22 protein-coding genes are annotated in these 26,340 nt (G+C 68.1%); 7 read left to right on the top strand and 15 right to left on the bottom strand.

All coding sequences use genetic code 11. The annotated features are described in order from the left end of the window. Position 1: 1 nt before the first annotated feature. From AC1Q87_RS18790 to AC1Q87_RS18770, 5 genes are all read right to left on the bottom strand, one after another. Complete coding sequence (locus AC1Q87_RS18790) at positions 2 to 364, bottom strand: c-type cytochrome (RefSeq protein WP_492610358.1); 363 nt, start codon at positions 362 to 364, stop codon at positions 2 to 4. Further along, the gene (locus AC1Q87_RS18785) at positions 361 to 1,788 is read right to left on the bottom strand and encodes an MFS transporter (protein WP_492610357.1); all 1,428 of its coding nucleotides are present in this window, start codon (positions 1,786 to 1,788) and stop codon (positions 361 to 363) included. Before AC1Q87_RS18785 ends, AC1Q87_RS18790 begins: the two co-directional genes overlap by 4 nt. Positions 1,789 to 1,866: 78 nt before the next feature. Continuing rightward, positions 1,867 to 3,150 (bottom strand): 3-hydroxyacyl-CoA dehydrogenase, encoded by a 1,284-nt coding sequence (locus tag AC1Q87_RS18780; protein WP_492610356.1) that lies wholly within the window; start codon positions 3,148 to 3,150, stop codon positions 1,867 to 1,869. A 22-nt stretch (positions 3,151 to 3,172) separates the two neighbouring features. Then, positions 3,173 to 4,045, bottom strand: a complete 873-nt coding sequence (locus AC1Q87_RS18775; protein WP_492610355.1) for an SDR family NAD(P)-dependent oxidoreductase — start codon at positions 4,043 to 4,045, stop codon at positions 3,173 to 3,175. Positions 4,046 to 4,057: 12 nt separating this feature from the next. Continuing rightward, complete coding sequence (locus tag AC1Q87_RS18770; RefSeq protein ID WP_492610354.1) at positions 4,058 to 4,930, bottom strand: alpha/beta hydrolase; 873 nt, start codon at positions 4,928 to 4,930, stop codon at positions 4,058 to 4,060. 175 nt (positions 4,931 to 5,105) lie between these two features. On the opposite strand from AC1Q87_RS18770, the gene AC1Q87_RS18765 reads away from it, so the two are divergent. Next, positions 5,106 to 6,308, top strand: a complete 1,203-nt coding sequence (locus AC1Q87_RS18765) for an acetyl-CoA C-acyltransferase (protein WP_492610353.1) — start codon at positions 5,106 to 5,108, stop codon at positions 6,306 to 6,308. 96 nt (positions 6,309 to 6,404) lie between these two features. Here the strand turns inward: AC1Q87_RS18765 and AC1Q87_RS18760 are convergent, their stop codons facing one another. Together AC1Q87_RS18760 and AC1Q87_RS18755 are read right to left on the bottom strand one after the other, a co-directional pair. Beyond that, positions 6,405 to 7,613 (bottom strand): TetR family transcriptional regulator, encoded by a 1,209-nt coding sequence (locus AC1Q87_RS18760; RefSeq protein ID WP_492610352.1) that lies wholly within the window; start codon positions 7,611 to 7,613, stop codon positions 6,405 to 6,407. 56 nt (positions 7,614 to 7,669) lie between these two features. Then, a complete protein-coding gene (locus AC1Q87_RS18755) occupies positions 7,670 to 9,217 on the bottom strand; it encodes a class I adenylate-forming enzyme family protein (RefSeq protein WP_492610351.1) in 1,548 nt (515 codons plus the stop codon). Positions 9,218 to 9,356: 139 nt separating this feature from the next. Here AC1Q87_RS18755 and AC1Q87_RS18750 point away from each other — a divergent pair, with 139 nt between their 5' ends. From AC1Q87_RS18750 to AC1Q87_RS18735, 4 genes are all read left to right on the top strand, one after another. After that, positions 9,357 to 10,154 (top strand): SDR family NAD(P)-dependent oxidoreductase, encoded by a 798-nt coding sequence (locus AC1Q87_RS18750; protein ID WP_492610350.1) that lies wholly within the window; start codon positions 9,357 to 9,359, stop codon positions 10,152 to 10,154. Positions 10,155 to 10,367: 213 nt separating this feature from the next. After that, complete coding sequence (locus tag AC1Q87_RS18745) at positions 10,368 to 12,758, top strand: TonB-dependent receptor (RefSeq protein WP_492610349.1); 2,391 nt, start codon at positions 10,368 to 10,370, stop codon at positions 12,756 to 12,758. Positions 12,759 to 12,822: 64 nt separating this feature from the next. Beyond that, complete coding sequence (locus tag AC1Q87_RS18740; RefSeq protein WP_492610348.1) at positions 12,823 to 14,778, top strand: outer membrane protein assembly factor BamB family protein; 1,956 nt, start codon at positions 12,823 to 12,825, stop codon at positions 14,776 to 14,778. A gap of 13 nt (positions 14,779 to 14,791) precedes the next feature. Beyond that, positions 14,792 to 15,883, top strand: coding sequence for an alpha/beta hydrolase family protein (locus AC1Q87_RS18735; protein WP_492610347.1), 1,092 nt, complete (start codon positions 14,792 to 14,794; stop codon positions 15,881 to 15,883). Positions 15,884 to 15,923: 40 nt separating this feature from the next. On the opposite strand, the gene AC1Q87_RS18730 is transcribed toward AC1Q87_RS18735, so the two are convergent. Genes AC1Q87_RS18730 through AC1Q87_RS18715 form a run of 4 tightly spaced genes read right to left on the bottom strand, consistent with a single transcriptional unit; the run spans position 15,924 to position 18,785 of the window. Continuing rightward, positions 15,924 to 16,718, bottom strand: coding sequence for an SDR family NAD(P)-dependent oxidoreductase (locus AC1Q87_RS18730; protein ID WP_492610346.1), 795 nt, complete (start codon positions 16,716 to 16,718; stop codon positions 15,924 to 15,926). Continuing rightward, the gene (locus tag AC1Q87_RS18725; RefSeq protein ID WP_492610345.1) at positions 16,715 to 17,266 is read right to left on the bottom strand and encodes a carboxymuconolactone decarboxylase family protein; all 552 of its coding nucleotides are present in this window, start codon (positions 17,264 to 17,266) and stop codon (positions 16,715 to 16,717) included. Before AC1Q87_RS18725 ends, AC1Q87_RS18730 begins: the two co-directional genes overlap by 4 nt. Further along, entirely contained in the window at positions 17,263 to 18,204 is a 942-nt protein-coding gene (locus AC1Q87_RS18720) for a zinc-binding dehydrogenase (protein ID WP_492610344.1), read from the bottom strand. The genes AC1Q87_RS18725 and AC1Q87_RS18720 overlap by 4 nt, the downstream gene beginning before the upstream one ends. Before the next feature lie 53 nt (positions 18,205 to 18,257). Next, on the bottom strand, positions 18,258 to 18,785 hold the full coding sequence (locus tag AC1Q87_RS18715; RefSeq protein WP_492610343.1) for a VOC family protein: 528 nt from the start codon (positions 18,783 to 18,785) through the stop codon (positions 18,258 to 18,260). A 141-nt stretch (positions 18,786 to 18,926) separates the two neighbouring features. Here AC1Q87_RS18715 and AC1Q87_RS18710 point away from each other — a divergent pair, with 141 nt between their 5' ends. Together AC1Q87_RS18710 and AC1Q87_RS18705 are read left to right on the top strand one after the other, a co-directional pair. Continuing rightward, entirely contained in the window at positions 18,927 to 19,535 is a 609-nt protein-coding gene (locus tag AC1Q87_RS18710; protein WP_492610342.1) for a TetR/AcrR family transcriptional regulator, read from the top strand. A gap of 80 nt (positions 19,536 to 19,615) precedes the next feature. Then, on the top strand, positions 19,616 to 20,425 hold the full coding sequence (locus tag AC1Q87_RS18705; protein ID WP_492610341.1) for a class I SAM-dependent methyltransferase: 810 nt from the start codon (positions 19,616 to 19,618) through the stop codon (positions 20,423 to 20,425). 1 nt (position 20,426) lies between these two features. Here AC1Q87_RS18705 and AC1Q87_RS18700 read toward each other — a convergent pair whose 3' ends face one another. From AC1Q87_RS18700 to AC1Q87_RS18685, 4 genes are all read right to left on the bottom strand, one after another. After that, complete coding sequence (locus AC1Q87_RS18700; protein WP_492610340.1) at positions 20,427 to 21,023, bottom strand: malonic semialdehyde reductase; 597 nt, start codon at positions 21,021 to 21,023, stop codon at positions 20,427 to 20,429. Positions 21,024 to 21,171: 148 nt separating this feature from the next. Then, the gene (locus tag AC1Q87_RS18695; RefSeq protein ID WP_492610339.1) at positions 21,172 to 22,152 is read right to left on the bottom strand and encodes an NAD(P)H-dependent flavin oxidoreductase; all 981 of its coding nucleotides are present in this window, start codon (positions 22,150 to 22,152) and stop codon (positions 21,172 to 21,174) included. A 90-nt stretch (positions 22,153 to 22,242) separates the two neighbouring features. Then, on the bottom strand, positions 22,243 to 23,550 hold the full coding sequence (locus AC1Q87_RS18690; protein ID WP_492610338.1) for an MFS transporter: 1,308 nt from the start codon (positions 23,548 to 23,550) through the stop codon (positions 22,243 to 22,245). Positions 23,551 to 23,637: 87 nt separating this feature from the next. Beyond that, complete coding sequence (locus AC1Q87_RS18685) at positions 23,638 to 26,286, bottom strand: TonB-dependent receptor plug domain-containing protein (RefSeq protein WP_492610337.1); 2,649 nt, start codon at positions 26,284 to 26,286, stop codon at positions 23,638 to 23,640. Positions 26,287 to 26,340: the final 54 nt, after the last annotated feature.

The raw sequence follows: 26,340 nt of genomic DNA, 5'->3' as shown, positions 1-26,340 counted from the left end.
GCTACTTCTGCGCCGCCAGATAGCCGATGACGGCCGCGCGTTGCTCGGCGTTGGGCAGACCGATCAGCATCTTTGTCCCCGGCACCTTTCCCGCCGGCCGGGCGAGATAGGCGTCGAGGTTCGCCCTGTCCCAGGTCAGGCCCGAGCGCTTCATCGCCGGCGAATAGGCGTAGCCCGCCACCGCGCCGGCTCCGCGCCCGACCACGCCGCGCAACGGCGGTCCCAGTTTCGCGGGCCCGCCGGCGTCGATCGTATGACAGGTCCCGCAGCGCTGCTTGAATAGGGTCTCGCCGCTGGGCGTCTGGGCCGCCGCGGGAGCGGCCGCCAACACTCCGGCGGCGGCGAGCGCCAGCATCGTCCTCATGTCGCGCTCCTCGCGATGGCCTGCAGGTTCTCGGCGTGACGCTGGCGGGTGATCGGGTAGAACAACACGCAAACCAGCGCGCAGATGTATAGCCCCACCAGGATCGGCACCTCGTAGATCGCCAGCCGGTTCAGCGTCTCCTGCGGCACCTGGCCGGGCTTGGCGCCGATCGGGAAACCGGCCAGGTCGATGATCGTCGTGGCGATGATCACCCCGGCCCCCGACACGCATTGCAGGGCGAAGCTGTTGGCCGCGAAGTAGAGCCCCGGGGTCTTGCGGCCGGTCCGGGCCTGGGCGTCCTCGACCACGTCGGCCATCATCGCCGCCGACAGGATCGAACCGACGATCGTGAAGACGGTGTTCAGGAAGCTGGCCAGGATCAGGATGGTCAGCAGCGGGGTCGAGCCGTTCGCCGGCAGCACGTCGATGACCCGCAGCATGTAGAGCGACGGGTTGACGGTCATCGACAGGAGCAGCATCGCCGCCGCGCCCCACTTCTTGCCGATCCACTTCGACAGCCGCCCGGCCAGGAAGACGCCCACCGCCACCGACGCGAAGTTGCCGGCGATGATGATCGAGATCTGGTCATTGGTCAGACCCCAGAAGAACAGCCGGAAATAGACCAGCATCGAGCTGGCCACCCCGCCGGCCATCGCCCCGAACACCGTCGCGCCGACCATGATCAGATAGGGGCGGTGCGAGACCGCGTTGAAGATCTCGCGCAGGGTCTGGAAGAGGTTGAGCCCGCGCGAAGCCGGCGTCGGCGCGAAGGTCTTGATGTGCTTGTGGGTCGCCAGCGACGAGCCGAGCATCGCGACGATCATGATCAGCGCGCCGACTAGGCCGTAGGTCGCATAGCCCTGCGGATTGAGGGTGCCGACCGGATACGCCTCGGTCGGACGCAGAAAGACGCTGAACGAGGCGATCGACAGCAGCAGGCCAGCGATCCAGCCGAAGAACTGCCGATAGCTCAGCAGGCTGGTGCGCTCGTCGTAGTCCTCGGCCAGTTCGACCACCAGCGAGTGGCTGGGGATTTCGAACAGCGAGATCGAGAACCGCACCGCGATCGACAGGCAGACGAGGTAGATGAACAGCTGCGCCTGGCTCAGCGACTGCGGCGGATTCCACAGCAGGTAGAAGCCCAGCGCCGTCGGGATGATCGAGGCGTACATGAACGGGTGCCGCCGGCCCCAGCGCGAACGCCAGTTATCCGACACGTGGCCGATCAGCGGGTCCATCACCGCATCGACCACCAGCGAGATCATCACCGCCAGGCCGACCGTGCTGGCCGGCAGCCCCAACGCCTGATTGTAGAACAGGATCAGCAGCGTGCCGAAGCCGTTGTCCTTCACCCCGAAGGCGATGGAGCCGGCCCCGTAGCCGATCTTGTCGAGGACGCTCTTTCGCGCCGCTGGCCCGTCCATGATCCCCTCCCCGCCCGGCGCGCCAGGTCGATCGCGCGCCGCAGAGGACTGCGGCGCGCTTGTTCTCGTTGTCAGTCGCTAGAGGTCGCCGAAGCCCTTGCCCTGCGCGGCCAGCCGCTCGAGCAGCGGCGCCGGCTTCATCGCCGGGCCGACCTGGGCCTCGAAGCGCTTGAGCGCCTCGACCACGGCCGGCAGGCCGACCTGGTCGGCGTAGAACATCGGACCGCCCTTGTCGGTCGGCCAGCGGAATCCGTGCACCCAGACCACGTCGATGTCCGAGGCCCGGATCGCCTTGCCTTCTTCCAGGATGCGCGCGCCCTCGTTGATCATCGGATAGACCAGCCGCGCCAGGATTTCGGCGTCGTCGATCTTGCGCTGCGGCAGCCCCTTGCGGGCCGCGAATTCGGCGATGATCTTCTCGACCGTCGGCGATGGCAGCGGATTGCGCTCGGCGTCGTAGTCATAATAGCCGGCGCCGGTCTTCTGCCCGCGGCGGTCCATCTCGCAGAGCACGTCGCGCAGGGTCTCGCCCTTCGACTTGGCGGCGTTCCAGCCGATGTCCAGGCCCGACAGGTCGCTCATCGCGAACGGTCCCATGCGGAAGCCGAACTCGCGCAGCACGCGGTCCACGTCCCAGGGCATGGCGCCTTCGAGGATCAGCAGGTTGGCCTGGTCCTGGCGCGGGAACAGCATGCGGTTGCCGACGAAGCCCGGGCCGACGCCCACCACCGCACCGATCTTGCCGATCTTGCGGGCGACTTCCATGGCGGTCGCGACCACGTCCTTGGCGGTCTTCTCGCCGCGCACGACCTCGCACAGCAGCATCACGTTGGCCGGCGAGAAGAAGTGCATCCCGACCACGTCCTGCGGCCGGCTGGTCGCCGAAGCGATCTCGTCGACGTCGAGGTACGACGTGTTGCTGGCCAGGATCGCGCCCGGCTTGGTGATCCGGTCGAGCTCGGCGAAGATCTGCTTCTTCAGCCCCATGTCCTCGTAGACCGCCTCGATCACCAGATCACAGTCGGCCAGCGCCTCCAGCGTCAGCGCGCCGGTCAGCCGCCCGATGCGCGCCTCGGCCTCCTCCATCGAAAAGCGGCCGCGCTTGGCCGAGTTCTCGTAATTGCGGCGCACAACCGCCAGGCCGCGGTCCAGCGCCTCGGCCCTGGTCTCGACGATGGTCACCGCCATGCCGACATTGGCGAAGTTCATGGCGATGCCGCCGCCCATGGTGCCGGCGCCGATGATCCCGACCTTGGCCACCGGCCGCGTCGGGGTATCGGCCGGAATGTCCGGAATCACCCAGCAGTCCTGCTCGGCTTTGGCGAGATAGGTTTCGGCGTCCAGGGCCGTCGTTGCAGTCATCAGTTTGGTCTCACGCGATAGATCACTGGGCGGAGGGCTTGGGACGCAGGTCCGGGCCCCAGGTGACGACCGGCGGATTGTCGCCGGCCAGAGCGACGTCGGTCTGGCCGCGCACGTAGTCGCGCCAGTTGTCGCCGTTGAAGACGTAGAAGCGGCCCTCGGTCAGGGCCTCCAGCGTCGCCCGCGCGATGTCGCCAGGTTGCACGCCGCGCCCCTGGAAGACTTCCGAGCCCTTCACATGGGCCGGATCGTTCCACTCGCGGTCGCTCCAGGGCCGGTCACCGGCCGGGCGGTTGCGGTTCGACTTGTGGATCTGGGTGTCCACCATCCCTGGACAGACCACCGAGACGCCGACCTGGGTGTTCCAGGCCGCCAGCTCGGAATGCAGCGACTGGCTGATCGACAGGGCCGCAGCCTTCGACGAGCAGTAGGGCGAGTGCTCGCCGCCGCCGTTGAACGAGGCCAGCGAGGCGGTGTTGATCACGTGCGCCGGTTCGCCCTGCGCGATCAGCAGCGGGACGAACGCCTTGATCCCGTGGATCACGCCCCAGACGTTGACGTCGTGCACCCAGCGCCAGTCGTCCAGGGTCAGCTGCCAGATCGGACCGGTGATCGACACCCCGGCGTTGTTGACCAGCACATGCACCTTGCCGAACGCCGCCAGCGCCGCCTCGCGCAGCGCCTCGACCGACGCGAAATCGGTCACGTCGGCCTGCACGCCTACGGCCTCAAGGCCGGCCTGCGTCAGTTCGCCGACCGCGCGATCCAAGGCGTCCTGCTGGATGTCTGCGATCACCAGCTTCATGCCCCGCGCGCCGAACGCATGGGCCATGGCCAGGCCGATGCCGCTGGCGCCGCCGGTGATGACGGCGACCTTTCCCTTCAGATCCTGCACGATCTAAATCCCTCAGAGATGTCGCTGGAACCAGTCGAGGGCCATGGCGCGGGCCTCGACCAGATGGTCGTCGTAGACGCGGTAATGCGTGCACGGGAACGTCGCGCGTTCGGTCGCCACGCCGTTGGCGCGCAGGATCTCGAAGGCCGCGCCGCCCTGCAGCGACGGGTCGTTGTACTCTTCGAACTCAGCGTCGATGAACAGGGTTGGAGCCGTCACCCGCCGCGCATGGTCCAGCGGCGCATGCCCATACTGGCGCGCGACGTCGGGCGTCCCGGCCAGCCCAGGCGAGCCGTCGACGCCCTGCGGCACCGGCGGATCCAGCACCCCGCGCGCCTTGTCCGACATCCGCCGATAGGCCAGGTCGCGATACCAGTCCTCGCGCGGGTGGCCGTAGCCGCCGATCTGGGCGACGACGGCCTTCACACGCTCCTCCATGCCGGCGACGCTGACCACGTGGCCGCCGCCATAGCTTGATCCCCAGAGGCCGACCCGCGCCGGATCGACGCCGTCCTCGCCGATCAGCCAGGCGAAGGCGTTGCGTACGTCGGCGATCTGGTCGACCGGATCGACCACCTCGCGCAGCACCCGGACCGCCACGGTCTGCGCGCCGCCCTGGGTCAGCGGCGGCGCCTCGGGGGCGGCGATGATCCGCCCGTCCGACCCGCCCCAACCGCGATAGTCGAAGGCCAGGACGACGAAGCCGGCCTCTGCGAAACGCTCGGCATAGAGCTCAATCAGGTGTTCCTTCAGCCCGCCCCAGCCGTGCGCCAGCAGGATCGCCGGCAGCGGACCGGCCAGGCCGCGCGGCCGCAGCACCTGCGCCGCCAGCCGCGAACCCTCGCTCCATACGATCACGGATTTGCGCTCGACCTCGTACGCCACGCGGCCCCTCCCTCGATTAGGCGGCACGTTATCCAAGCCCCGACGATTTGCAAACTGATCACTCAAATAATTTGCGACACCCAGCTTTCATCGCTAATTCCAAGGCAATCCGCCACATCGGATAAAATACTACGACCTCAACCATGGGCGCCATCGCCCCACGGAGAAGCAGATCTTGCGCGAAGCCGTCATCGTCTCCACCGCCCGCACGCCCATCGGCCGCGCCTTCCGCGGCGCCTTCAACGACACCCAGGCCCAAGCGCTCGGCGGCCACGCCATCGCCCAGGCCGTACAGCGCGCCGGCGTCGATCCGGCCGAGATCGACGATGTCGTGATGGGCTGCGCCCTGCCCCAGGGCTCGACCGGGTTCAACACCGCACGCCAGGCCGCCCTGCGCGCCGGCCTGCCGCAGTCGGTCGCCGGCCAGACCATCGACCGCCAATGCTCGTCGGGCCTGATGGCCATCGCCACGGCGGCCAAGCAGATCATCGTCGACGGCATGACGGTGACGGTCGGCGGCGGCGTCGAGTCGATCTCGCTGGTCCAGAACCAGCACATGAACAACTACCGCTCAGGCGACCCCGAGCTGGTGCGCTCCACGCCCGGCCTCTACGTGCCGATGCTGGAGACCGCCGAGCTGGTCGCCGAGCGCTACGGCGTCAGCCGCCAGGCCCAGGACGAGTACGGCCTGCAATCGCAGCAGCGCACCGCCCAGGCCCAGGCCGAAGGCCGCATGGACGCCGAGATCGCGGCCATCACCACCACCATGATCGTGGTCGACAAGGCCACCGGCGAGCAGTCCAAGCGCGAGATCACCCTCTCCGCCGACGAGGGCAACCGCCCGCAGACCACGCTCGAGGACCTGCAGAAGCTGCAGCCGGTCTTCAAGGGCGGCCCCTTCGTCAAGGAAGGCAAGTACGTCACCGCCGGCAACGCCAGCCAGCTGTCGGACGGCGCCGCGGCCGTCGTGCTGATGGAAGCCAAGGAGGCCGAACGCCGCGGACTGAAGGCGCTCGGCGCCTACCGCGGCATGGCGGTCGCCGGCTGCGCGCCCGAGGAGATGGGCATCGGCCCGGTGTTCGCGGTGCCCAAGCTGCTGAAGCAGGCCGGCCTGACCGTCGACGACGTCGGCATCTGGGAGCTGAACGAGGCCTTCGCCAGCCAGGTCCTCTACTGCCGCGACACCCTCGGCATCCCGAACGATCGCCTGAACGTCTCCGGCGGCGCGATCTCGATCGGCCACCCCTACGGCATGACCGGCGCCCGCTCGACCGGCCACGTGCTGATCGAAGGCAAGCGCCGCGGCGCCAAGTACGGCGTCGTGACCATGTGCGTCGGCGGGGGCATGGGCGCCGCAGGCCTGTTTGAAATCTTCTAGGGCCTCCCCGGACGGTCGGCGGCGGGTCGCATCCTGATCCCCGCACCGGCCGTCCGCACCTTGAAAGGGGTCGCCATGCGCGGCCCCTTTTCTTTGTCAGGCCGCGCCGGGGGTCAGCAGCCCCTCGAAGAACGGGCGCACATAGAGATCGACTTCCTGGCCGCGCTGCAGGCCCGGCGTCCAGAAGTGCAGTTCGGCAGCGGCGTTGATCATCGCCGTCAGCATCTGGGCCGTGATGTTCACATCCACCGGGCGCACCGAACCGTCGGCGATGCCGTCCGACAGCAGGGCCGCGAAGCGGTCCGACACCCCGTCGAACTTGGCGTGCAGCTGCGGCTGGATCGACACCGGCGCGGTGGTCAGCGCCGAGGTGCGCAGCAGCGGCGAGGTCCCCGACAACTGACACTCGACCAGGGCCGCCGCGGCGGTCATCAGCGCCTGCAGCCCGTTGGCCGAGACCCGCTCGGCCTGACGGATCGCCCGGCGCATGATCTGGAAGGTGCGCTCGAAACACGCCACCACCAGCTCGTCCTTGGTCTCGTGGTGATAGTAGAAGGCGCCCTTGGTCAAGTTCAGCCGCGCCGAGATCTTGTCGACCGAGGCGCCCAGATAGCCCTCCTCGTTGATCAGCTGCGTCGCCGCGCGCAGGAACTGCTCGCCGGCGTCCGCCTCGTCGTCCGAGATCAGATCCGGCAGCGGCAGCGGATCCCAGCGCGCGCCGCCCGGCATCAGACCGTCCAGCAGCAGCGACTGCGTCCGATCGGCCGCCCGCTCGTAGTCCTCCGGCTCCAGCTTGCTCAGCCAGACCACCTCCCAGAAGGCCTCGGAGAGCAGCAGGTGGGTGCGCGCATTGCGCTCAAGCCGCGTCAGCCCCTCGGCCCCCGCCCCGTCGAACAGCGAGCGGATCTGCCGGAACATGTCGACATAGGCGACGTTGACCGCCTCGCGGTTCAGCGCCCGTACGTCGTTGAACACCGCGACATGCTCGGCCTCGCCCAACGCCTCGGCATGGCGGAAGTCGAAATAGGCGCGGTTGAACGCCGCGATCCGCTCGCGCGCCGTCTCTGCCGCCACCGCCTGCTCGACGAAGCCTTCGTAGCGCGCGACCGCCAGCAGGAAGCAGGCCTCGGCCAGCTCTTCCTTGTTCTTGAAGTAGTAGATGACCCCGGTCGGGACGATGCCGAGCTGGGCCGCCACGTCGGCCAGCGTCATCCCCCGCACGCCCTTGCGGTTCAGCGCCTGCACCGCGGAGGCCACGATGTCTTTCTTGCGGCGCTCGAAACGCTCGCTCGTGCGTCGGGTCATTCGGGTCGGGGTCTCGGTGCGGCCGTGCTCCGTATTAGATGCAGTCGGACGCCGGCTCAACCAAGCGCCTTTCCCTTGTAGTCGTCGCGCAGTTCGCGCTTGAGCACCTTGCCGATGTGGCTGCGCGGCAGGTTGTCGAGGAAGACCAGGTCGGCGAGCCGCTGGGTCTTGCCGAGCTTGGCGTTGACCCACTCGCGCAAGGTCTCGGCCTCGACGGTCTGGCCGGGCTTCAGCGCCACGAAGGCGACGGGCGTCTCGCCCCACTTGTCGGAGAGCACCCCGACCACGGCGGCTTCCAGCACCGCCTCGTGCAGCACGATCTCGGCCTCGAGGTCGCTGGGATAGATGTTGAAGCCGCCCGAGATGATCATGTCCTTCTTGCGGTCCATGAGCGTCAGGAAGCCGTCCTCGTCGAACCGGCCGACGTCGCCGGTGCGGATGTAGCGCAGGCCCTCGGGGCTGTACCACTCGGCCTCGGACGTCTTGCCCGGCTGGTTGTGGTAGCCGACCATCATCGCGCCCGAGCGGCCGACGACCTCGCCGATCTCGCCTTGCGGCACCTCCACCCCGTCCTCGCCGATCAGCCGGATGTCGTGGCCCGGCAGCGGCCGGCCGACCGTGTGCAGCTTGTCCGGATGCTCGTGGGCCAGCAGGCCGCAGGAGCCGCCGCCCTCGGTCATGCCGTAGTACTCGATCAGCCCGCCCGGCCAGCGCTTGAGCACGTCGGCCTTGATCTCCGGCGAGAACGGCGCGGAGGTCGAGAACTTCATCACGTAGGACGACAGGTCGTAGCTGTCGAAGTCCGGCCGCTCCATCAGCCGGCGGTACTGCACCGGCACCAGCATGGCGTGGGTGGCGCGGTGCTGCTGCGACAGCTTCAGGAACTGCTCGGCGTCGAACTTCGGCATCAGCACCGCCGTGCCGCCATTGGAGATCGTCGGCAGGTACGAGACCAGCGTCGTGTTCGAGTAGAGCGGCGTCGAGATCATCGTCACCGACTGCGCCGGATAGACCCCGCGGCGGATCTGGCCCCAGCGCATGCGGTGCGGCTGGACGATGCCCTTCGGCGCGCCGGTCGTGCCCGACGAGTAGATGATGTTGAAGCCTTGGTCGGGATCGACCTCGACGGGTTCGGGCTTGGCGCCCGCCGGCGCCAGCCAGGCCTCGAACGCCACGCCGACGTCCGAACCGTCCAGCGCCACGCGCTTGGCGCTGATCTGGTCGGCGACGCCCTCGAGTTGCTTCGAAACCCCGGCGTCGAGGAAGAACACCTTCGCGCCTGAGTCATTGAGCATCATCACCAGGCTCTCGGGCGTCGAGGACGGCGCCAGCGGCGCCACGATCGCCCCGGCCCGCAGGATCCCGAAGAAGCTCGCCCCGTACTCGGCGCTGGTCGTCGCGCAGATCGCCGCCACGTCGGCCTTGCCGACCCCGTCGCGCTGCAGCGCCACGGCGATGCGGTCCATCAGCGCGTCCAGCTCGGCGTAGGAGATCGTCCGTTTCGCGTCCACCAGCGCGGCCTTGCCGCCCAGCTCCGCCGCCTGGGCGCGGATCACGTCGGCCAGGGCGCCAAAGTCACGATCGAGAATCTCAGCGGTCGACATGCAAATCCTACTGCGCGTTCAAATTTGCCGATTGATAGCCACGATATATGCCAACTGAAAAGTGGCAATTCTTCAAAACTGCTTGGATTGGACAAAGCGCCGCGACAAAAGCCGCTCATCACACCCAAGGAGAAACGGCATGACAGGAAGACTTCACGGCAAGGTCGCGGTGATCACCGGCGGCACCAGCGGCATCGGCGAGGCCAGCGTCGAGTTGTTCGTCTCCGAGGGCGCGAAGGTCGTCATCGCTGCGCGCAACGCTGACAAGGGCGCGGAGATGGCCGCCCGCCTCGGCGCGACCTTCGTCCAGGCCGACGTCCGCCGCGAGGCCGACATCGCCCGCGCGATCCAGACCGCGGCCGACACCTACGGGCGGCTCGACTGCCTGTTCAACAACGCCGGCGGCCCGACCGACGGCGACGTCGAAACCGTGACGCCGGAACACTTCAGCTACGCGATGGACCTGCTGGTCGGCAGCGTGGTGTTCGGCATCAAGCACGCCGCGCCGATTATGCGCGCGCAAGGGCGCGGCGCGATCATCAACAACTCCAGCGTAGCCGCAGCCCGCACCCACATGGGCGGCTACCTTTACTCGATGGCCAAGGCTGCGGTCGTCCAGGCGACCAAGCTGGCGGGCATGGAACTCGGCCAGTACGGAATCAGCGTCAACTCCATCGCCCCGGGCGCGATCGCCACGCCGATCTTCTTCGGCGGCTCGGCCGTCGCCTCGAAGATGGAAGCCGGCGCCGGCGACGCCAAGCTCGCCAAGCTGACCCGCAACCTCTCCAAGGCCACGCCGCTGCGCCGCGCCGGCCTGCCGCACGACATCGCCACGGCCGCGCTGTTCCTGGCCAGCGACGAGGGCGCCTACATCAACTGCCACGACCTGGTGGTGGACGGCGGCATGACCGCCGGCGGCCGGACCAACTACGAGTAAGCCTGCCCCGCGCCGCGCCGCACGGGTGCGGCGCGGACGCATCACGACCACACAAACTCAGCAGCAAGTAGGATCATTTTTCCTTTGATGGATTGTCATGCTCATTTTTTTGAGTCTGTAGTATGCATACTTTCAAGGCGACCGGCGTTCATCGAGTCGCCCAGCCACTATTGACAACGGGACCGCCGCGCGCGGCCCGCGACGGGGGGAAACATGAACCTGCAACGGCTTTTGCTCGCCACCACCGCCATCGGCGTGGCGTTCATTCCGCACGCGGCGAGCGCGCAGTCGGAAGCCCGCGACGGCGGCTATGTGATCGAAGAGCTGGTCGTCACCGCCCAGCGCCATGAGGCCGAGATCGAGAGCGCGCCAGTCTCCGTCACCACCTTCGGCGCCGAAGAGCGCAACCTGATCGGCGCCAACTCCGTGCGCGACATGGTGAACCTGACGCCCGGCGTCTACATCTCCGACACCGGCGTCAACATGCGCGGCATCGGCCGCCAGAACCTGACCACCGCGCTGGGGTCAGAGAACGCCATCGCCTACTACGTGAACGGCTTCTACAACGTCGACTTCAACACCGTCGGCGAGAGCACCCTGTTCGGCGGCAACGTGCAGTTCCTGCGCGGGCCGCAGGGCACCGCCTGGGGCCGCGACGCCATCGGCGGCGCCGCCAACCTGCTGAGCCGCCGCCCGACCGAGAGCTTCATGGGCGAGGCCCTGGTCGGCTACGGCCGCTACAACTGGAGCACGGTCGGCGTGACGATCGCCGGGCCGATCAACGACCGGTACCGCGCCCGGATCGGCGTGCAGGCGATCAACCAGGGCGACTCCGCCTCGAAGAACATCGCGCCCTACAAGGCCGGCTACGACGTCGACAACTTCTACGCCGAGTTCCAGCTCGAGGGAGACGTCACCGAGGACCTGCACTTCCTGCTGCGCTCGACGACCTTCAGCTACAACAACACCCCCGCCGAGACCGCACCCGGCCGCTACAACACCGTCGGGTTCATGGGAGCCCTGGCTCCAAACCCGACGTACCAGTACGAAATCGCCTCGCCGTCCGACCGGCCCCGCCACATCAACATCGACACCCGCGGCGTCGACAAGCTGACCGGCAACCAGGTCCACATCCTCAACGCCGACTGGAACCTCGGCCCGGCGACGCTCTACTACGTCGGCGGCATCGCCCAATATAAATCAAAGGGCTACAGCGACTTCGACAACACTTCGCGCGGGTCTTACGTCGCCGGCTCGCAGCCGGGCCAGGTGACCGGCACCGGTCTCGCCGACGGCACGGTGGTCAGCACGCTGATGACCGCCAACTATCTGAACCGGAACCAGTACTTCACCCACGAGCTGCGCCTGGTCGGCAACGACCACGAGAAGCTCGAATGGACGGTCGGCGCCTACTTCCTCAAGTCGGACTACAACGAGCGCTACTGGGAAGCGATGCCGGACGTGCCGCAGCTGGCGACGCCGGTGTTCGGGACCGCGCCCTACCCGGCCGCCCTGGCCAACCCCGACCGCGCCTACTACCAGCAGCACAACATCCTGCGTCAGCAGTCGGCGGCCGCCTTCGGTGAGGCGACCTGGCATCTGGACGACAGCTGGCGGCTGACCGGCGGCCTGCGCTACACGGTCGACTCCAAGCGAGCGACCACCCAGTTCCGCTACGTCTACTGGAACCCGGCCTTCGGCGCGGCCTTCGAGTCCACGCCCCAGACCGTCGCTGGCGACATCTGGGCCGCGCCTGAATACGCGGGCAAGCTGCTGAAGCTGAAGCAGGACGGCTACACGATCCGCCTCGGCGTCGAGTACGAGCCGAGCGACGACCTGCTCGTCTACGCGAACTTCGCGCAAGGCTATAAGGCGGGCGGCTTCACCCTTGGCGACGCCACCGCCAACAACGCCACCGACCCGGAAAAGCTCTACAGCTACGAGCTGGGCGTGAAGCACGACGTCACGCCGGACCTGCGCGTCTCCGGCGCGATCTTCTACTACGACTACCGCGACTTCCAGGCGCCGATCACGGCCTTCAACTCGCTGACCGGCGGCTCGTTCGCCCAGTACACCAACATCGACAAGTCCGAGCTCTACGGCCTGGAGATCGAGGGCGACTGGCGCCCGACCCCTTCGCTCTGGCTGCAGGGCGGCTACAGCTACCTGCATGGCGAGATCAAGGAATTCTGCTGTGCGATCGACAACACCAACACGTCGTTGCCGCTGAACACGCCGCAGGACCTGGCCGGCAACACCATGCCGCGCTCGCCGACCCACAAGGTCAGCGCGTCGGGGACCTACACCTGGGAATTCGAGCCCGGCTCGCTGATCTGGGGCGGCTCGGTCGCCTACCAGAGCTCGTACAACCAGAGCGTCTTCGACAACCCGCTGTTCGAGGTGAAGGGCTACACTCTGGTCAACACCAACCTGACCTGGCGCGCGGCGACCAACCAGTACGACGTCGTCCTGGGCGTCACCAACCTGACCGACGAGATCTACGACACCTCGATCGCCGTCGGCGGGGCGAACGTGAACTACGCCATCACCCACAACCTGGGCGGCGGCCGCTTCTACAACCTGCAACTCCGCTACCGCTTCTGATCGCCCTGCGGGCGCCCGGGCCGTTCGGTTCGGGCGCTTCGCCGTTCAAGCTGATGAGTTCCGTATGATCCAGCGTCTGCCGTCGCGCGCCCGCGCGGCGATCGCTCCGGCGACCCTGACCGCGCTTGCCCTGGTCCTCGGCGCCTCGCTCGCCGCCCAGGCCTCCGACAACATCGCCCCGCCGCCCGACGGGGAAGCGCTCTACCAGGAGCGCTGCGCCGCCTGCCACGACAACGCCGTCGACCGCACGCCGGCCCGCGACGTGCTGGCGAAGAACCCGCCCTCCTTCATCATCGCTTCGCTGACCAACGGCGCCATGGCCCCGATGGCCGAGGGCCTGACCGGCGCCGAGAAGGCCGCCATCGCCGCCTACATCACGGGGACCAAACTGCCCCCGGTCGCCGGCGACATCGATCCCAACGCCATCTGGGGGCCGTCCGCGGCCAGCATGCCGCTCGACGCGCCGAAGTGCGAGACGCTCGCCCCGCCGATCAAGCTCAACGCCGCCGGCTGGAACGGCTGGAGCCCGACCACTCGCAACGCCCGATATCAGGAGAAGCCCGGGCTGAAGGCCGCTGACGTCTCGCGCCTGAAGCTCAAGTGGGCCTTCAACTATCCGGGGGCCAAGAACGGCCAGGCGACCATCGTCGGCGACTGGCTGTTCACCACCAGCATGTCCGGTGCGGTCTACGCGCTCGACGCCAAGACCGGCTGCGTGCGCTGGCGCCACGAGGCCGAGGCCGCCACGCGGTCCAGCGTCACCGTCATCCCGCTGCCGGCCGGATCGCCGGCCAGCCACGCGCTGTTCTTCTCCGACTGGACGAAGGCGGCGGTCGCGCTCGACGCGCGGACCGGCAAGCAGCTCTGGAAAACCAAGATCGACGACTCCGCCGGCCTGCAGATGACCGGCGCGCCGACCGTCCACGACGGCAAGCTGTTCGTGCCGATCTCCTCGGGCGTCGAGGCCTTCGCCGAGTACGACGGCTGGGAGTGCTGCAAGTTCCGCGGCTCGCTGGTCGCGCTCGACGTCGTCAGCGGCAAGGTGCTCTGGAAAACCTACACCACCCCGGTCGAGCCCAAGGTCTTCGCGACCAACCGCCTGGGACGCCCCATGTGGGGCCCGTCCGGCGGCGCCATCTGGTCGGCTCCGACCATCGACGCCAAGCGCGGCCTCGTCTACGTCGGCACCTCCAACTCCTACACCGATGTACCCTACGACGGATCGGACGCGGTGATGGCGATGGACATCGCCACCGGCCAGGTCCGCTGGATGCACCAGCTGCTCGCCAACGACAACTTCATCAACGGCTGCTGGGAAGGCTACGGCCGCAAGGAGCTGGCGGCCAACTGCCCCAAGAACCTCGGTCCCGACTTCTCGATCGGCAACTCGCCGATCCTGCAGGACCTGTCCGGCGGCAAGCAACTGCTGCTGGTCGGCCAGAAGTCCGGCCACGTCTACGCCCTCGATCCGACCGCCGAGGGCAAGGTGGTCTGGAAGCGCCGCATCGGCCCCGGCAGCGCGCTCGGCGGCATCGAGTTCGGCATGGCCAGCGACGGCCAGCGGCTCTTCGTCGGAGTCTCCGACGTGCTGGCCGGCCCCGAAGGCAAGCCAGGCGTCTACGCCCTGCGCATCACCGACGGCGAACTGCTGTGGAGCGCGCCCTCGCCCGCCGCCCCGAAGTGCCGCTGGGAGGGCCGCTGGTGCCACGGCGCGGTCTCCCAGGCCGTGACCGCGATGCCGGGCCTGGTGTTCGCCGGCGCCTATGACGGGATCTTCCGCGCCTATGACGCCAAGAGCGGCAAGGTGGTCTGGTCCTATGACACCGGTACCCAGCCCATCGCGGTGCTGGGCGGACGCCAGGCCTATGGCGGCGTCATGGACGGCGCCGGTCCGACCATCGCCGGCGGCATGGTCTACGTGCACTCGGGCTATGCGGGCCGCTCGGGCGCCAGCGCCGGACGCGACCTGACCGGGGCCGACGGCAACGTGCTGATGGCCTTCTCGATCGACGGAAAGTGACGGGGGAACACCGATGAATGTCCAACTCAAGCTGCTCGGCGCCGCGGCCCTCACCGCCACGCTCGCGAGCTGCGCCGCCGCACCCAAGCCGCCCGAGCAGCAGGCGGCGGCGCCGAAGATCACCTGGGAGTGCCCCGACGGCTACCAGGTCAAGGAAGGCCTCAACGTCGACTTCCCGCACAAGGGCGAGAAGCGCGCCTTCTACGTTCACCCGGCCAAGGGCGTCAGCGGGGCCGCACCCGTCTGGGTGCCGCTGACCGGCACGGTGGAGTCGACCTACGCCAACCTCAACGTCCCGCGCAGCGGCGCCAACGCGCTGATGGCCGACCAGGGCTTCACCGTCATCGGCCCGGTCCGCGAGTGCGCAGGCCAGGACCCGAACGTCGGCGGCGGCGCCTGCAACGGCCCCGGCAAGAACGGCTGGAACTGGATGCCCTGGCGCGAGGGCCGCGCTCCGACCGCCGCCGGCGACGTCTGGAAGAACGACGAGGGCCCGGACTCGAGCTTCTTCGAGGCGATGATCAAGTGCGTCGGGACCAAGTTCCCGCTCGACGCCAGCCGCTTCTACATCGGCGGCATCTCGTCGGGCGGCACCATGACCAACCGCGCCCTCACCTTCCGCTCGGACTTCTGGGCCGGCGGCATGCCGATCTCGGGCGAGTGGTACGTCAGCCAGGACGACGGCTCGCCGCTGTCGTTCGACGCCGCCCGCCAGTCGGTGATCGACGCGCCTTCCAAGATCCACCAGGGCCGCGTGGGGCCGTTCCCGTTGAAGGACGACCTCTCGCCGCTGATCGTGATCACGGTCTGGGGCGGCGAAAAGGACATCTGGCACTGCGGCTCGGTGCTCTGCGCCGACTACCGGCCCAGCACCCAGGCGGGTTCGAACTACTTCGCCTCCAAGGCAAACGTGGTGCACGTCGCCTGCACCGCCGACCACGGTCACATGTGGCCGCAGGTGAACACTCAGGCCTTTAACCTCTGGGCCCTGAAGACCCTGGCCTCGCACCCCAAGGGGGCCGACCCCGCCAAGTTCAAGCTGACCGCCCCGCCCGAGGGCTACAGCTGCAAGGTCGGACGCTTCGACAACCTCTACGCCGACTAGGCGGGTGGGCCGGTTCAGGGATGAGCCGGCCCTTCTGCATTCAGAACAGCACCGCGCCGCCGCAGACATTGATCGCCTGCCCGGTGATCCCGCGCGCTTGGTCCGAGGCCAGGAACCCGGCCATCGCGGCGATCTCCTCAGGATCCAGCAACCGCCGCTGGATGCTCTTGGAGGTCACCGCCTTCTGCATGAACTCCTCGCGCGTCAGCCGGCCCTTAGGGACCATGTGATCGGCGATCTGGTCCATCATCGGGGTGTCGGTCGTTCCGGGGCACAGGGCGTTGGCGGTGACGCCGTTCTTGCCCAGGATGCCGAGTTCCAGCGCCAGCGCCTTGGTCAGGCCGATCACCCCATGCTTGGAGGCGGCGTAGTCGCTGTTCATCGCCGCCGGCAGCTTCCCCGAGATCGACGAGATGGTGATGATCCGGCCGCTGTCGCGGGCCAGCATCCCCGGCAGGAACGCCTTGATGCAGTAAAAGCCCGCGTTGAGGTTGACCTCCATGGTCTTGCGCCATTCCTCGGCCGGGGTGTCGACCAGCAATGTCCGCGCACCCATCACGCCGGCACTGGTGACCAGGATGTCAGCCTTGCCGAACTCGGCCTCGACGCCGGCCGCCAGCGCGGCGACGGCGGCGACGTTGGTGACGTCCACCACGCGCGCCACGCCCCTGCGGCCGAGGGCGCCGACCTCGGCGGCCACCGCCTGAGCCTGCTCGGCGACGTTGGAGACCACGACCACATCGGCGCCGTCGCCCGCCAACCGCAGGCTGATCGCTCGGCCGATGCCTGTGCCGCCGCCCGTGACGACGGCGACCTTTCCGGTCAAGCCGCTCACGCGCCCGCCCCCTGCTTCTTGCTACCATCGGGCTTGGGGAACAGGTCGTGCGGCTCGATCTCGACCTCGAACACATTCAGGAAGTTGCTGACCAGCTGGTAGAAGCCGACGGTCATCACGAAGTCGGCGAACCCATTGGCGCCCAGAAGCTTCAGCCCCTCCTCGCGCTCGTCCGCGCTCAGGGTGTGGCGCTCGACCAGGGCGTCGGTCAGCCGCAGGATGGTCTGCTCGTCGCCGGACAGCACCGCCTGATCAGCCCCAAGGGCGCAGGCCGCCAGCTGCGGATCGCTCAGACCCATCAGCCGGCCGATCTGCTCGTGCTGGTGGACCTCATACGCCGAGCTGTAGAGCCGCCCGACCCGCACGATCGCCAGTTCGCGCCACGTCGCCGGCCACTTCTTGCTCCACATCGCCGCGTCGGCCAGGGCGGTGAAGCCCGGGGCCATGTTCGGCGTGTGCATCAGCATCTTGTAGACGTTGGCCTCGCGCTTGCCGGCCAGGATCTCCTTGAGCTCGGGCGACAGGTTTTCGAGATCGGGATAGTTCATCGCAGCCCCTCTGGCGCGGTTGTCAGGACGATTTTTCCGAAGTGCCGGTTGGCCGACATCTTCGCGAAGGCGGCCGACGCGTCGGCCAGGTCGAAGCTCGCATCGACCGCGATGGTCAGCCGCCCCGCGGCCATGGCGCCGGCCAGATCGGCCCGCGCTCGGGCGACCAGCTCGATCACCTCGCGTCCGCTGCGCGTGCGGAAGGTGACGCCGACATAGGTGATGCGTCGCATCGAATGGAGGTCGAAGTCGACCTCGCCACGCTCGCCGGCCATGCGCCCGACATTGACGATCCGGCCGCCGATCTTCGTCGCCCGCATCGTGGCGTTGATCAGCGGTCCGGCCAGCATGTCGACGACCAAGTCGACGCCCTTGCCGTCGGTCGCCGCCAGCACCTCCTCGAACCAGCTCTCACTATTGGTTGAGACCACCAGCCCGGCCCCGAACTCCGGCAGACGCGCGGCCTTGTCCGGCGAGCTCGACGTGCCGATCACCAGCCCCGCACCAAGCTCGCGCGCGATCTGCAGGCCCATCAGCCCGACCCCGGACGTCGCGCCCAAGATCAGCACCGATTGCCCGGCCTGAAGCGCGCCGTGGGTGGCGATGGCGTCGTGCATGGTCTGGATCGCCACCGGCATGGTCGCCGCCTGCGCGTAGTTCAGCCCGTCGGGGATCGCATGGATCAACGCCGAGTGGCCCAGCGTGTAGTCGGCGAATGCGCCGCCGCCCGCGCCCATGACGCGGTCGCCGATGTTCCAACCGGCGACGCCCTCGCCCAGTTCAGCGATCTCTCCAGCCCACTCCAGGCCGAGCGGCGTTCCCTTGCCGCCGACGCTGCCGTGCGAGGCGCCGCGCAGCATCGCCAGGTCGGCCCGGTTCAGCGGCGCGGCGCGGACCCGCACCAGCACCTGGCCCGGCCCCGGCCTCGGCCGGCTCACTGTCGCGAGCTGCGGCCCCTCAGGGCTCGGCAGCAACGCGCGCATCATGCCCGTCACTTGAACGTCCTGATCGGGTCGGAGGCGTCCCAGCCCTCGGCGACCTTACGGATATGCTCGAAGGTCCGCCCCTTGGCGCCGCTGATGTCGGAAATCTCGACGATCGTGCCCGGGTGCGCCTGGGTGTCGAAATAGGCGAACCGGCCCTTCTCGCCGCCGATCGCGCCCTCGTGGCCGACGACATAACCCAGCGCCAGCGCCTTGTCGTAGAGGCCCTGATAGTCGTGTGTCCAATAGGACATGTGCTGCAGGCCCTCGAGCCCGGCGTCCAGGAACTCCTTGTACATCGACGGCGCATCGTTGCGCTGCTGGATCAGCTCGATCTGCAGGTCGCCGGAGTTCGCCAGCGCGATCGACATCTTCACGTCGGAGTCGACGCCGCGGTGCTTGAACCAGTCGGTCTTGACGTCCTCGATGTAGAACCAGGGACCGACGCCCATGACGTCGATCCAGTGCTTCATCGCCGCCTCGATGTCGCGCACGACATAGCCGTTCTGACAGACCTTCCCGAATACCCGGCTCATGGTTCCTCCCTGAAGCTTGCGCCGGCGGCTCGCGCGCCGGTCTGCGAACAATCGTTCGCCACTCGTAACGAACGTTCGTTCGTGTCACAAGGGCGATTGTTGAGCGGGGCGGTTTCAGCGTACGACCGGGCCATGCAGGTGATGGACAGAGCCGAGGAAGGCACGACCCGGCGGCGGATCATGGACGCCGCGCTGGAGCTGTTTGCTCAGCATGGCTTCGCCGGGACCTCGATGCGGATGCTGGCCCGCGCCGCCGGCCTGCGTGAGAGCAGCCTCTACAACCACTTCGCCGGCAAGGACGACCTCTACAACGCCCTGGTCGCCCAGTGGGGCCCTGCCGAATTCGTCCAGCGCCTGAAGAGCCCCGAATATCGCGCCCTGGCCGACAACCCGGCCGCGTTCTTCCGGCTCTGCGGCAAGCATCTGGTCGATCGCTGGATCGACCCGCGCGAGCATCGCTACATGGCGATGATCAGCAAGGAGGGCCCCGGCGGTCCCGGCCAGCAGCGGTTCAACGACGCCCTCTATCGCGAGGAGATCCAACTGCTCGCCGACTACTGCGCCCACTTCGCGCAGGCGCACGGCCTGATCGCCCCGGATCCGCGCGAGACCGCGCGGATGTTCGCCGCCGGCCTCACCCTGATCCGCCGCGAGCACTTCACGACCTCGACCGAAATGCCGCCCCGACCGCAGGTGGACGCCGCCGTCGCGCGCTTCATCGACAACTTCATCGGCACGGTCCTGCGCTGAGCAGCCCTGCGGTGGACGCCTGATGGCGCCCGCCCTTCGAAGATAGTATCGAGAACGATGTTATCTCGGAGCATCGCAAGATGAACGCAAACAAGGCTCTGTGGGAAAAGGGCGACTTCACGCGCCTGGCCTCCACCATGCGCGAGAGCGGCGATGAGGTGATCGCCGGCCTGGACGTCAAGGCGGGGATGGACGTCCTCGACCTCGGCTGCGGCGACGGCACCACCGCCCTGCCCTCGGCCCAGCGCGGCGCCAACGTGCTCGGCGTCGACATCGCCTCCAACCTAGTGGCGGCCGGCCGCGAGCGGGCCAAGGCCGCCGGCCTGTCCAACCTTCGCTTCGAGGAGGGCGACGCCTCCAATCTCGAAGCGATCGCCGACGACAGCTTCGACCTGGTGGTCAGTATGTTCGGGGCGATGTTCGCGCCGCGCCCCTTCGACGTCGCCCGCGAGATGGTGCGCGTCGCCCGTCCGGGCGGCCGCATCGTCATGGGCAACTGGATCCCCGGCGACCCGACCCTGATCGCCAAGATCCTGCAGACCAGCGCGGCCTACACCCCGCCGCCGCCGGAGGGCTTCATCAGCCCCGTCACCTGGGGACTGGAGGACAACGTCCGCGAACGCTTCGGCCAGGCCGGCGTCCCCGCCGACCGCATCCAGTGCGAGCGAGCGACCTACACCTTCCGCCATGCGGGTTCGCCCGACAGCTTCCTGGCCGTGTTCCGCGACTATTACGGACCGACCATGAACGCCTTCGCCGCCGCCAAGGACGACGGCCGCGAGGCGCAGCTGCAGTCCGAGCTCTCGGCCCTGTTCGAAAGCCAGAACCGCGGCGACGCGGGACGTACGGAGATCCCGGCCACCTTCCTCAAGGTGACGGTGACCGCCTGAGCTATTCGACCCGGCAGGCGTCCTCGAACGACAGCCTCGGCAGCCGTTCGAAGGCGCCGCTCTTGTCCGCATAGCCGAGGTTGCAGACGAAGTTGCTGACCACCGTGGTCCCGGCGAAGAACTCGGCGTCGACGCCGGCATGGTCGAAGCCCGACATCGGCCCGCAGTCCAGTCCGAGCGCGCGGGCGGCGAGCATCAGATAGGCGCCCTGCAGCGTGCCGTTACGCAGCGCCGTGATCGCCGCGAGCTCGGGATCGGCGAACCACGCCTTGGCGCCGGGATTGTGCGGAAACAGCTCAGGGATCTTCTCGGCGAAGTTCAGGTCGTAACCGATGATCGCGGTGACCGGCGCGGCCAGCGACTTGGTCCGGTTGGCGCTGGACAGATGCGGCGCCAGCCGCGCCTTCGCTGCGGCGCTGGTCAGGAACACAAACCGGGCCGGCGAGACGTTGGCCGAGGTCGGACCAAGCTTGGCTACGTCGTAGAGCCCGCGGAGCAGCGCCTCCGACACCGGCTGCGGCGTCCAGGCGTTGGCCGACCTGGCGCTGCGGAACAGCTGGTCGAGCGCGGGATCGGAGAGGACGTCGTGTTCGCTCATAGCTTCAGCACCACGGTGGGTTGGCGCGGCTCGAGCCGCCCGTGAGCGCCCATCTATGAGGTCTTCGAATTAAAGTATATAAAAATAGTGGGAATTAAGCGGCGTCGGCCGGGACGCCGGGGCCCGCGCACGCGGGCCCCGGGCTCTCCTAGGCGGTCTGCAGCCGGCGGGCGCTGCGCTCGAGCACCTGTTCGGCTTGGCCCATGATGTTTCGCACCATTTCGGCGACGGTCGGGATGTCGTGGATCAGGCCCTGGCTCTGACCGACGGTCCAGATGCCGTCGTCGGTGTCGCCCTTGCCCATGACGTTGGTCCGGCCGCGAACCCCGGCCACCAGGTGGCGCACGTCCTCGATGGTCTTGGTCGGGTCCTGCTGAATGCGCACGACCTCCTCAGACACCGCGTTGCGCGCCACCCGGCTGGTGTTGCGCAGCGTGCGGTTGGTCAGCAGCGTGTCGCGCTCGGTGTTCTCGACAATCTTCTTCTTCACGTTCTCATGGATCGCGCACTCTTGGGTGGCCATGAAGCGCGTGCCCATGTTGACGCCCTCGGCGCCCAGCGCCAGCGCCGCCACCAGGCTGCGGCCGTCGGCCATGCCGCCCGAGGCGATAACCGGAATGTCGACCGCATCGACCGTCGCCGGCAGCAGCACCACCAGACCGACGTCGTCCTCGCCCGGGTGGCCGGCGCACTCGAAGCCGTCGATCGAGATCACGTCGACGCCATGCTTGGCGGCGGTGACGGCGTGACGAACCGAGGTGCACTTGTGGATCACCTTCACGCCCGCTTCCTTGAAGGCCGGCAGGTGATCGGTCGGATTGCGGCCGGCGGTCTCGACGATCTTGATGCCCGACTCGATGATCGCGTGCCGATACTCGTCATAGGGGATCGGGTTGAGCGACGGCAGCAGGGTCAGGTTGATCCCGAACGGCTTGTCGGTCAGTTCCTTGCAGCGCTTGATCTCTTCCCACAGCGCCTCGGCGGTCGGCGAGTGGTGCGCGGTGATGAAGCCCAGCGCCCCGGCGTTGGCCACGGCGGCCACCAGCGGCGCATAGCCCACGCCGGTCATGCCGCCCATGATTAGCGGCGTCTCGACGCCGAACATCTCGGTAATGCGGGTCTTGATCATGGCGCTCCTCCCTGTTTCGCCTGTTCTTTGACCTCAAGCCCTAGAGGAAGCTGGGCCCCGGGCCAAGGCGGCAAGCGTGAAGGTCGCCGATCAGGCGGCGCGTTCGGCCTCGATCTCCTCCAGCGACTTGCCCTCGTTGCGCGGCGCCCAGATGGTCCCGATCAGGCCGCTGGCCGCCAGGAAGCCGGTCAGGATCCAGGCCAGGGTGTGGAAGCCGGTCGCCGTCAGCGCCGGGACGAAGAAGCTCCAGATCCCCAGCCCGAACCGCACGACGGCGAAGGTCACCCCCTGCGCGGTGCTGCGGATCCTCGTCGGGAAGAGCTCCGAACTCCAGAGTTGGAAGAACGACTGCGCGCCGAACCCCACCGCGATCCCGCCCAGCACCACGTGCAGCAGCGCCACCGGCAAGGTCAGTGGGAAGATCGCCAGCAGCGCCATGGCGACGACCTGCATCAGCGCCGAGATCGCAAACAACAACCGCTGGTTCACCCGGTCGGCGAACTTCATGAAGATGAAGATGATCGAGACGATGCCGAGCCCGAAGTTCAGGGCCTGCACCGCCACGCTGACCGCCTGGGTCTGATTGCCGACCGTGCTCAGGATGTAGGGGAAGAAGAAGCCGTTGGTGCCGGCCCACAGGTTCCACATGCCGTACATGCCGATCAGGAACGCCATGGCCTTGAGGTTCTTGGGCTGAATGAGTTCGCGCCACGGCGAGACGTCGGCCGACGCCTCGCCGGCCAGCTTGGCGCGCTTGGCTTCCTCCTGGGCCTGGGTCCAGCGTTCGGACTCCTTCATCCGCGAACGCAACAAGGTCAGCACCAGCGCCAGGATCGCCAGATGGGCGAACACGATCCGCGCGCCCAGCAGGCCGAGCGGTGCGAGCACGAAGAACATCACCATCACCACGACCGGTCCGAGGTACCAGAGCACCTGGGCCACGCCGCTATGCTTGCCGCGCTTGCCCTTGGGCGCCTGCTCGGCGATCAGCGACCACGAGGCGGGAATGTCGGCGCCGACCGCCAGCCCGACCAACACGAAGCCGACCACGATCATCCAGGGCGCGGTGGCGAACACCAGCCACAGCATGCCGAAGGCGTAGAACAGCATGTCGTACTGGTAGATGCGCTTGCGGCCGAACCGGTCGCAGAGCCGCCCGCCGATCAGCGCCCCGACGCCGGCCGAGATCGCATTGGCGCTGAACGCGCCGAGCAGGCCGATGAAGGTGGTGCTGAGCCCGTAGGCGCTCGCCCAGAGCGCCAGCGCCGCCGAGCCGGCCACGATCGAACCGGCGTCGATGTAGTTCGCCAGCCCCGCCAGGATGGTGTTCTTCCAGTCCTCGCGCGTCTCGGTCGCGGCGAACGCGCCAGACGCGGCGGACGTGTGGTCGGAGCCCATGTGTCTTCCCTGCTCTGTCGAACGTCGCGCCCTCCCCGCGGGTCGGCAGGAAGGGCGCTCGCAGTCTCTCCTCAGGCGGCGGGCGGCCTAGAAGCGCTTGCGCACGCCCAGGTTCACGAACCGGCCCAGGGTCGAGCCGTTCACCGGCGCGCCGATGCCCGGGCTGATGTTCAGGAACGGGACCTCTTCGTCGAACACGTTGTCGATGTTCAGCGTCAGGGTCAGGTCCCGATCCCAGGTCTCGCCGCCGAAGTCGTAGACGAAGGCCAGGTTCACGGGCGAGAAGGAGTCGGTGCGGGTCTGGGTCCCAGCGCCCGTGACGTCGTAACCCTCGCTGTGATTGACCGTCGCCGAAGCCGTCAGCTTGTCCCAGGTCGCGCCGAGGGTGGCGCCGAGCTGCAGCCGGCTGACATTGGCGTCCAGCAGGTCGGTCTTCGGCGCGCCGTCGTAGGCCTCGCTCTCGCGGTTCAGGGTGTAGGTCCCGCTGACGCTGGCGAACACCGTGCCGAACGAGACCGGCTGGGCGTAGTTGACGTAGAAATCCAGGCCCGAGACGTAGAGCGAGCCGACGTTCTTCCGTCGCGCGTCGATGATCGCGTACGGGCTGGAGAACGGCGAGTAGAGGGCCGCGACGCTCGGCGCGCCGTCGATGAACAGGCCCGCCGTCGCCGCCTGGGCCTGGGCCAGGGTCGGGTTGATGGTGATGAACTTCTGGAACGCCGGCACGGTGAACAGCGAGCCCGGGAAGCCCGGCGGCACCACCGTGATGGCGTCCTCAAGCTCCACGTTCCAGTAGGTCAGGCCGGCCTGGAGCAGCGGGAAGAACTCCGGCTTCCAGTCGACGCCGACCGACCAGGTGTCGGCGGTCTGCGGCTTCAGGTCCGGATTGCCGCCGGCCAGCACGATGGTCGGCCGGAACAGGTCGGTGATCGGCGAGGTCGGCGCGCGGATCGGGCTGACCGCCAGAACCTGGGCGCGGCTGTCGACGGCGCCCGTGGTGTCGGCCAGGCTCGGGGCGTTGAAGGCGGTGCCGTAGTTGCCGCGGACGCTGAAGCCCGCGCCGACCTCCCAGGTGAAGCCGACCTTCGGGTTCGTGGTGTCGCCGAAGTCGCTGTAGTCGTCGTAACGGATCGAGGCGTCGAGCGTGAACGCCTGAACCAGCGGCAGGGCGTTATCCGCGCCGATCACCGGCACCACCACCTGGGCGAACACCGAGGTCACGTTGCGTTCGGCGTCCTTGATGGTCAGGTCGCCGAACGCGCCGCGCGGCCCGTCGACGCTGCTGGCGCGCGAGGTCTGGATCTGGTGCTCGGCTCCCACGGCCATGCGGACGTCGCCGCCCGGCAGGGCGAACAGCGGGCCGTCGGCGATGGCCCGCACGTCGGTCAGCGTCTGCACCGCCCGCGCGTCCTTGCCGTAGTTCGTGATCGCGCTGATCACCGCCGGATTGGTCTGCGAGAGATTGAACGGGTTGAGCGCCGTCGTGGTCGTCGTCCCGGCCGCGGCCAAGGCCAGCGCCACCGGGTTCACCAGCGGCGAGAAGGCCTGGGTCTCGCTGTGACCGTAGTTGAACATGGCCTTCAGCTGCCAGTCGCCGCCCAACTTGGCGGTGACCTCGGGCGTCACGCCCCACTGCTTCAGGGAAGCGTTCGAATAGGCATAATCGCCGAGCACCGGCGAGAAGCTGAAGGCCAGCGTCTCGCTGGTCCCGGGCGCCAGGCGCACGAAGAACGGATTGGTCTGCGGCACCACCACGCCCGACGCCGTCAGCTGGGCGTTGGCCTGGGTGGTCTTGCGCTCGCTCCAATAGGCCGTGCCGTGGAAGCTCAGGCTGTCGGAGAGCTCCTGGCTGAACGAGCCGAACAGCCCCCACTGGCGCTCTTCCGGCACGATGTCGTCGAACAGCGACGTGTCGCAGCGGTTCAGCGAGCCGGCCGCGAAGCCTGGCGCGGCGAAGGTCGCCGCGCCGACCGTCACGTTCGGCGCAGCGCAGTTGGTCACGCGGAAGTCGTCGCCCCCCTGCGGGCGAAGGTCCTGGCGCGGATAGTTGCGCTTTGAGGCGGTGAGGTTGCTGTTCTCGCGATACGACGCTGCGACGTAGGCCGAGCCGCCGGTCCAACTCGTGCCCGCCGTCAGGTTCAGGTCGCCGGCCCAGTAGCCCGGATCGGCCACGCCGTAGTGGCCGGAAACCTCGATGCCGTCGGCCTTGCGCTTGGTGATGAAGTTGATGATGCCGCCCACCGCGTCCGCGCCGTAGAGCGACGAGCCGCCGTCGGCCATCACCTCGACCCGCTGCAGCACGCTCGGGGGCAGGATGCTGGAGTCGGGCGTGGTCATCAGGATGCCGGCGCCGACCACGTTGCGCCCGTCGATCAGAACGAGGGTGGTGTTGCCGCCGGCCCCGCCGAGGTTGCGGATGTTCGGACGCTGGGTCGTCGCCCCGATGCTGGCGACGGTCGCCGGCGTACGGTTGAACTGGCTGCTGATGGCCGGGATCTGCGCCAGCACCTGCTGGGTGCTGACCGCGCCCAGCTTCTGGATCTGCTCTTCGTTGACGCCGATGACGTTGGTGCCGACCGGTGCGACGCCCCGGATCATCGTCCCGGTAACGACGACTTCCTCGACCGTCTCGGCGTCAGCGCCCTGCGCCAGCACGGGTGACGCCAGCGCGGCGAGGATCGCGCTCAGCGCAGCGCCGCCAAGCAATTGAACAGCGCGATTGGAACGATGGCCCATGGAATCCCCCCAGGAATTTGTTCTTACGTTCTTTCGTGAATCTTTATGTCAGCG

This window comes from Phenylobacterium sp. GW823-FHT02A09, from assembly GCF_058797775.1.
Note: the sequence above shows the minus strand (reverse complement) of the source record. Positions and strands in the feature narration are given on the sequence as shown.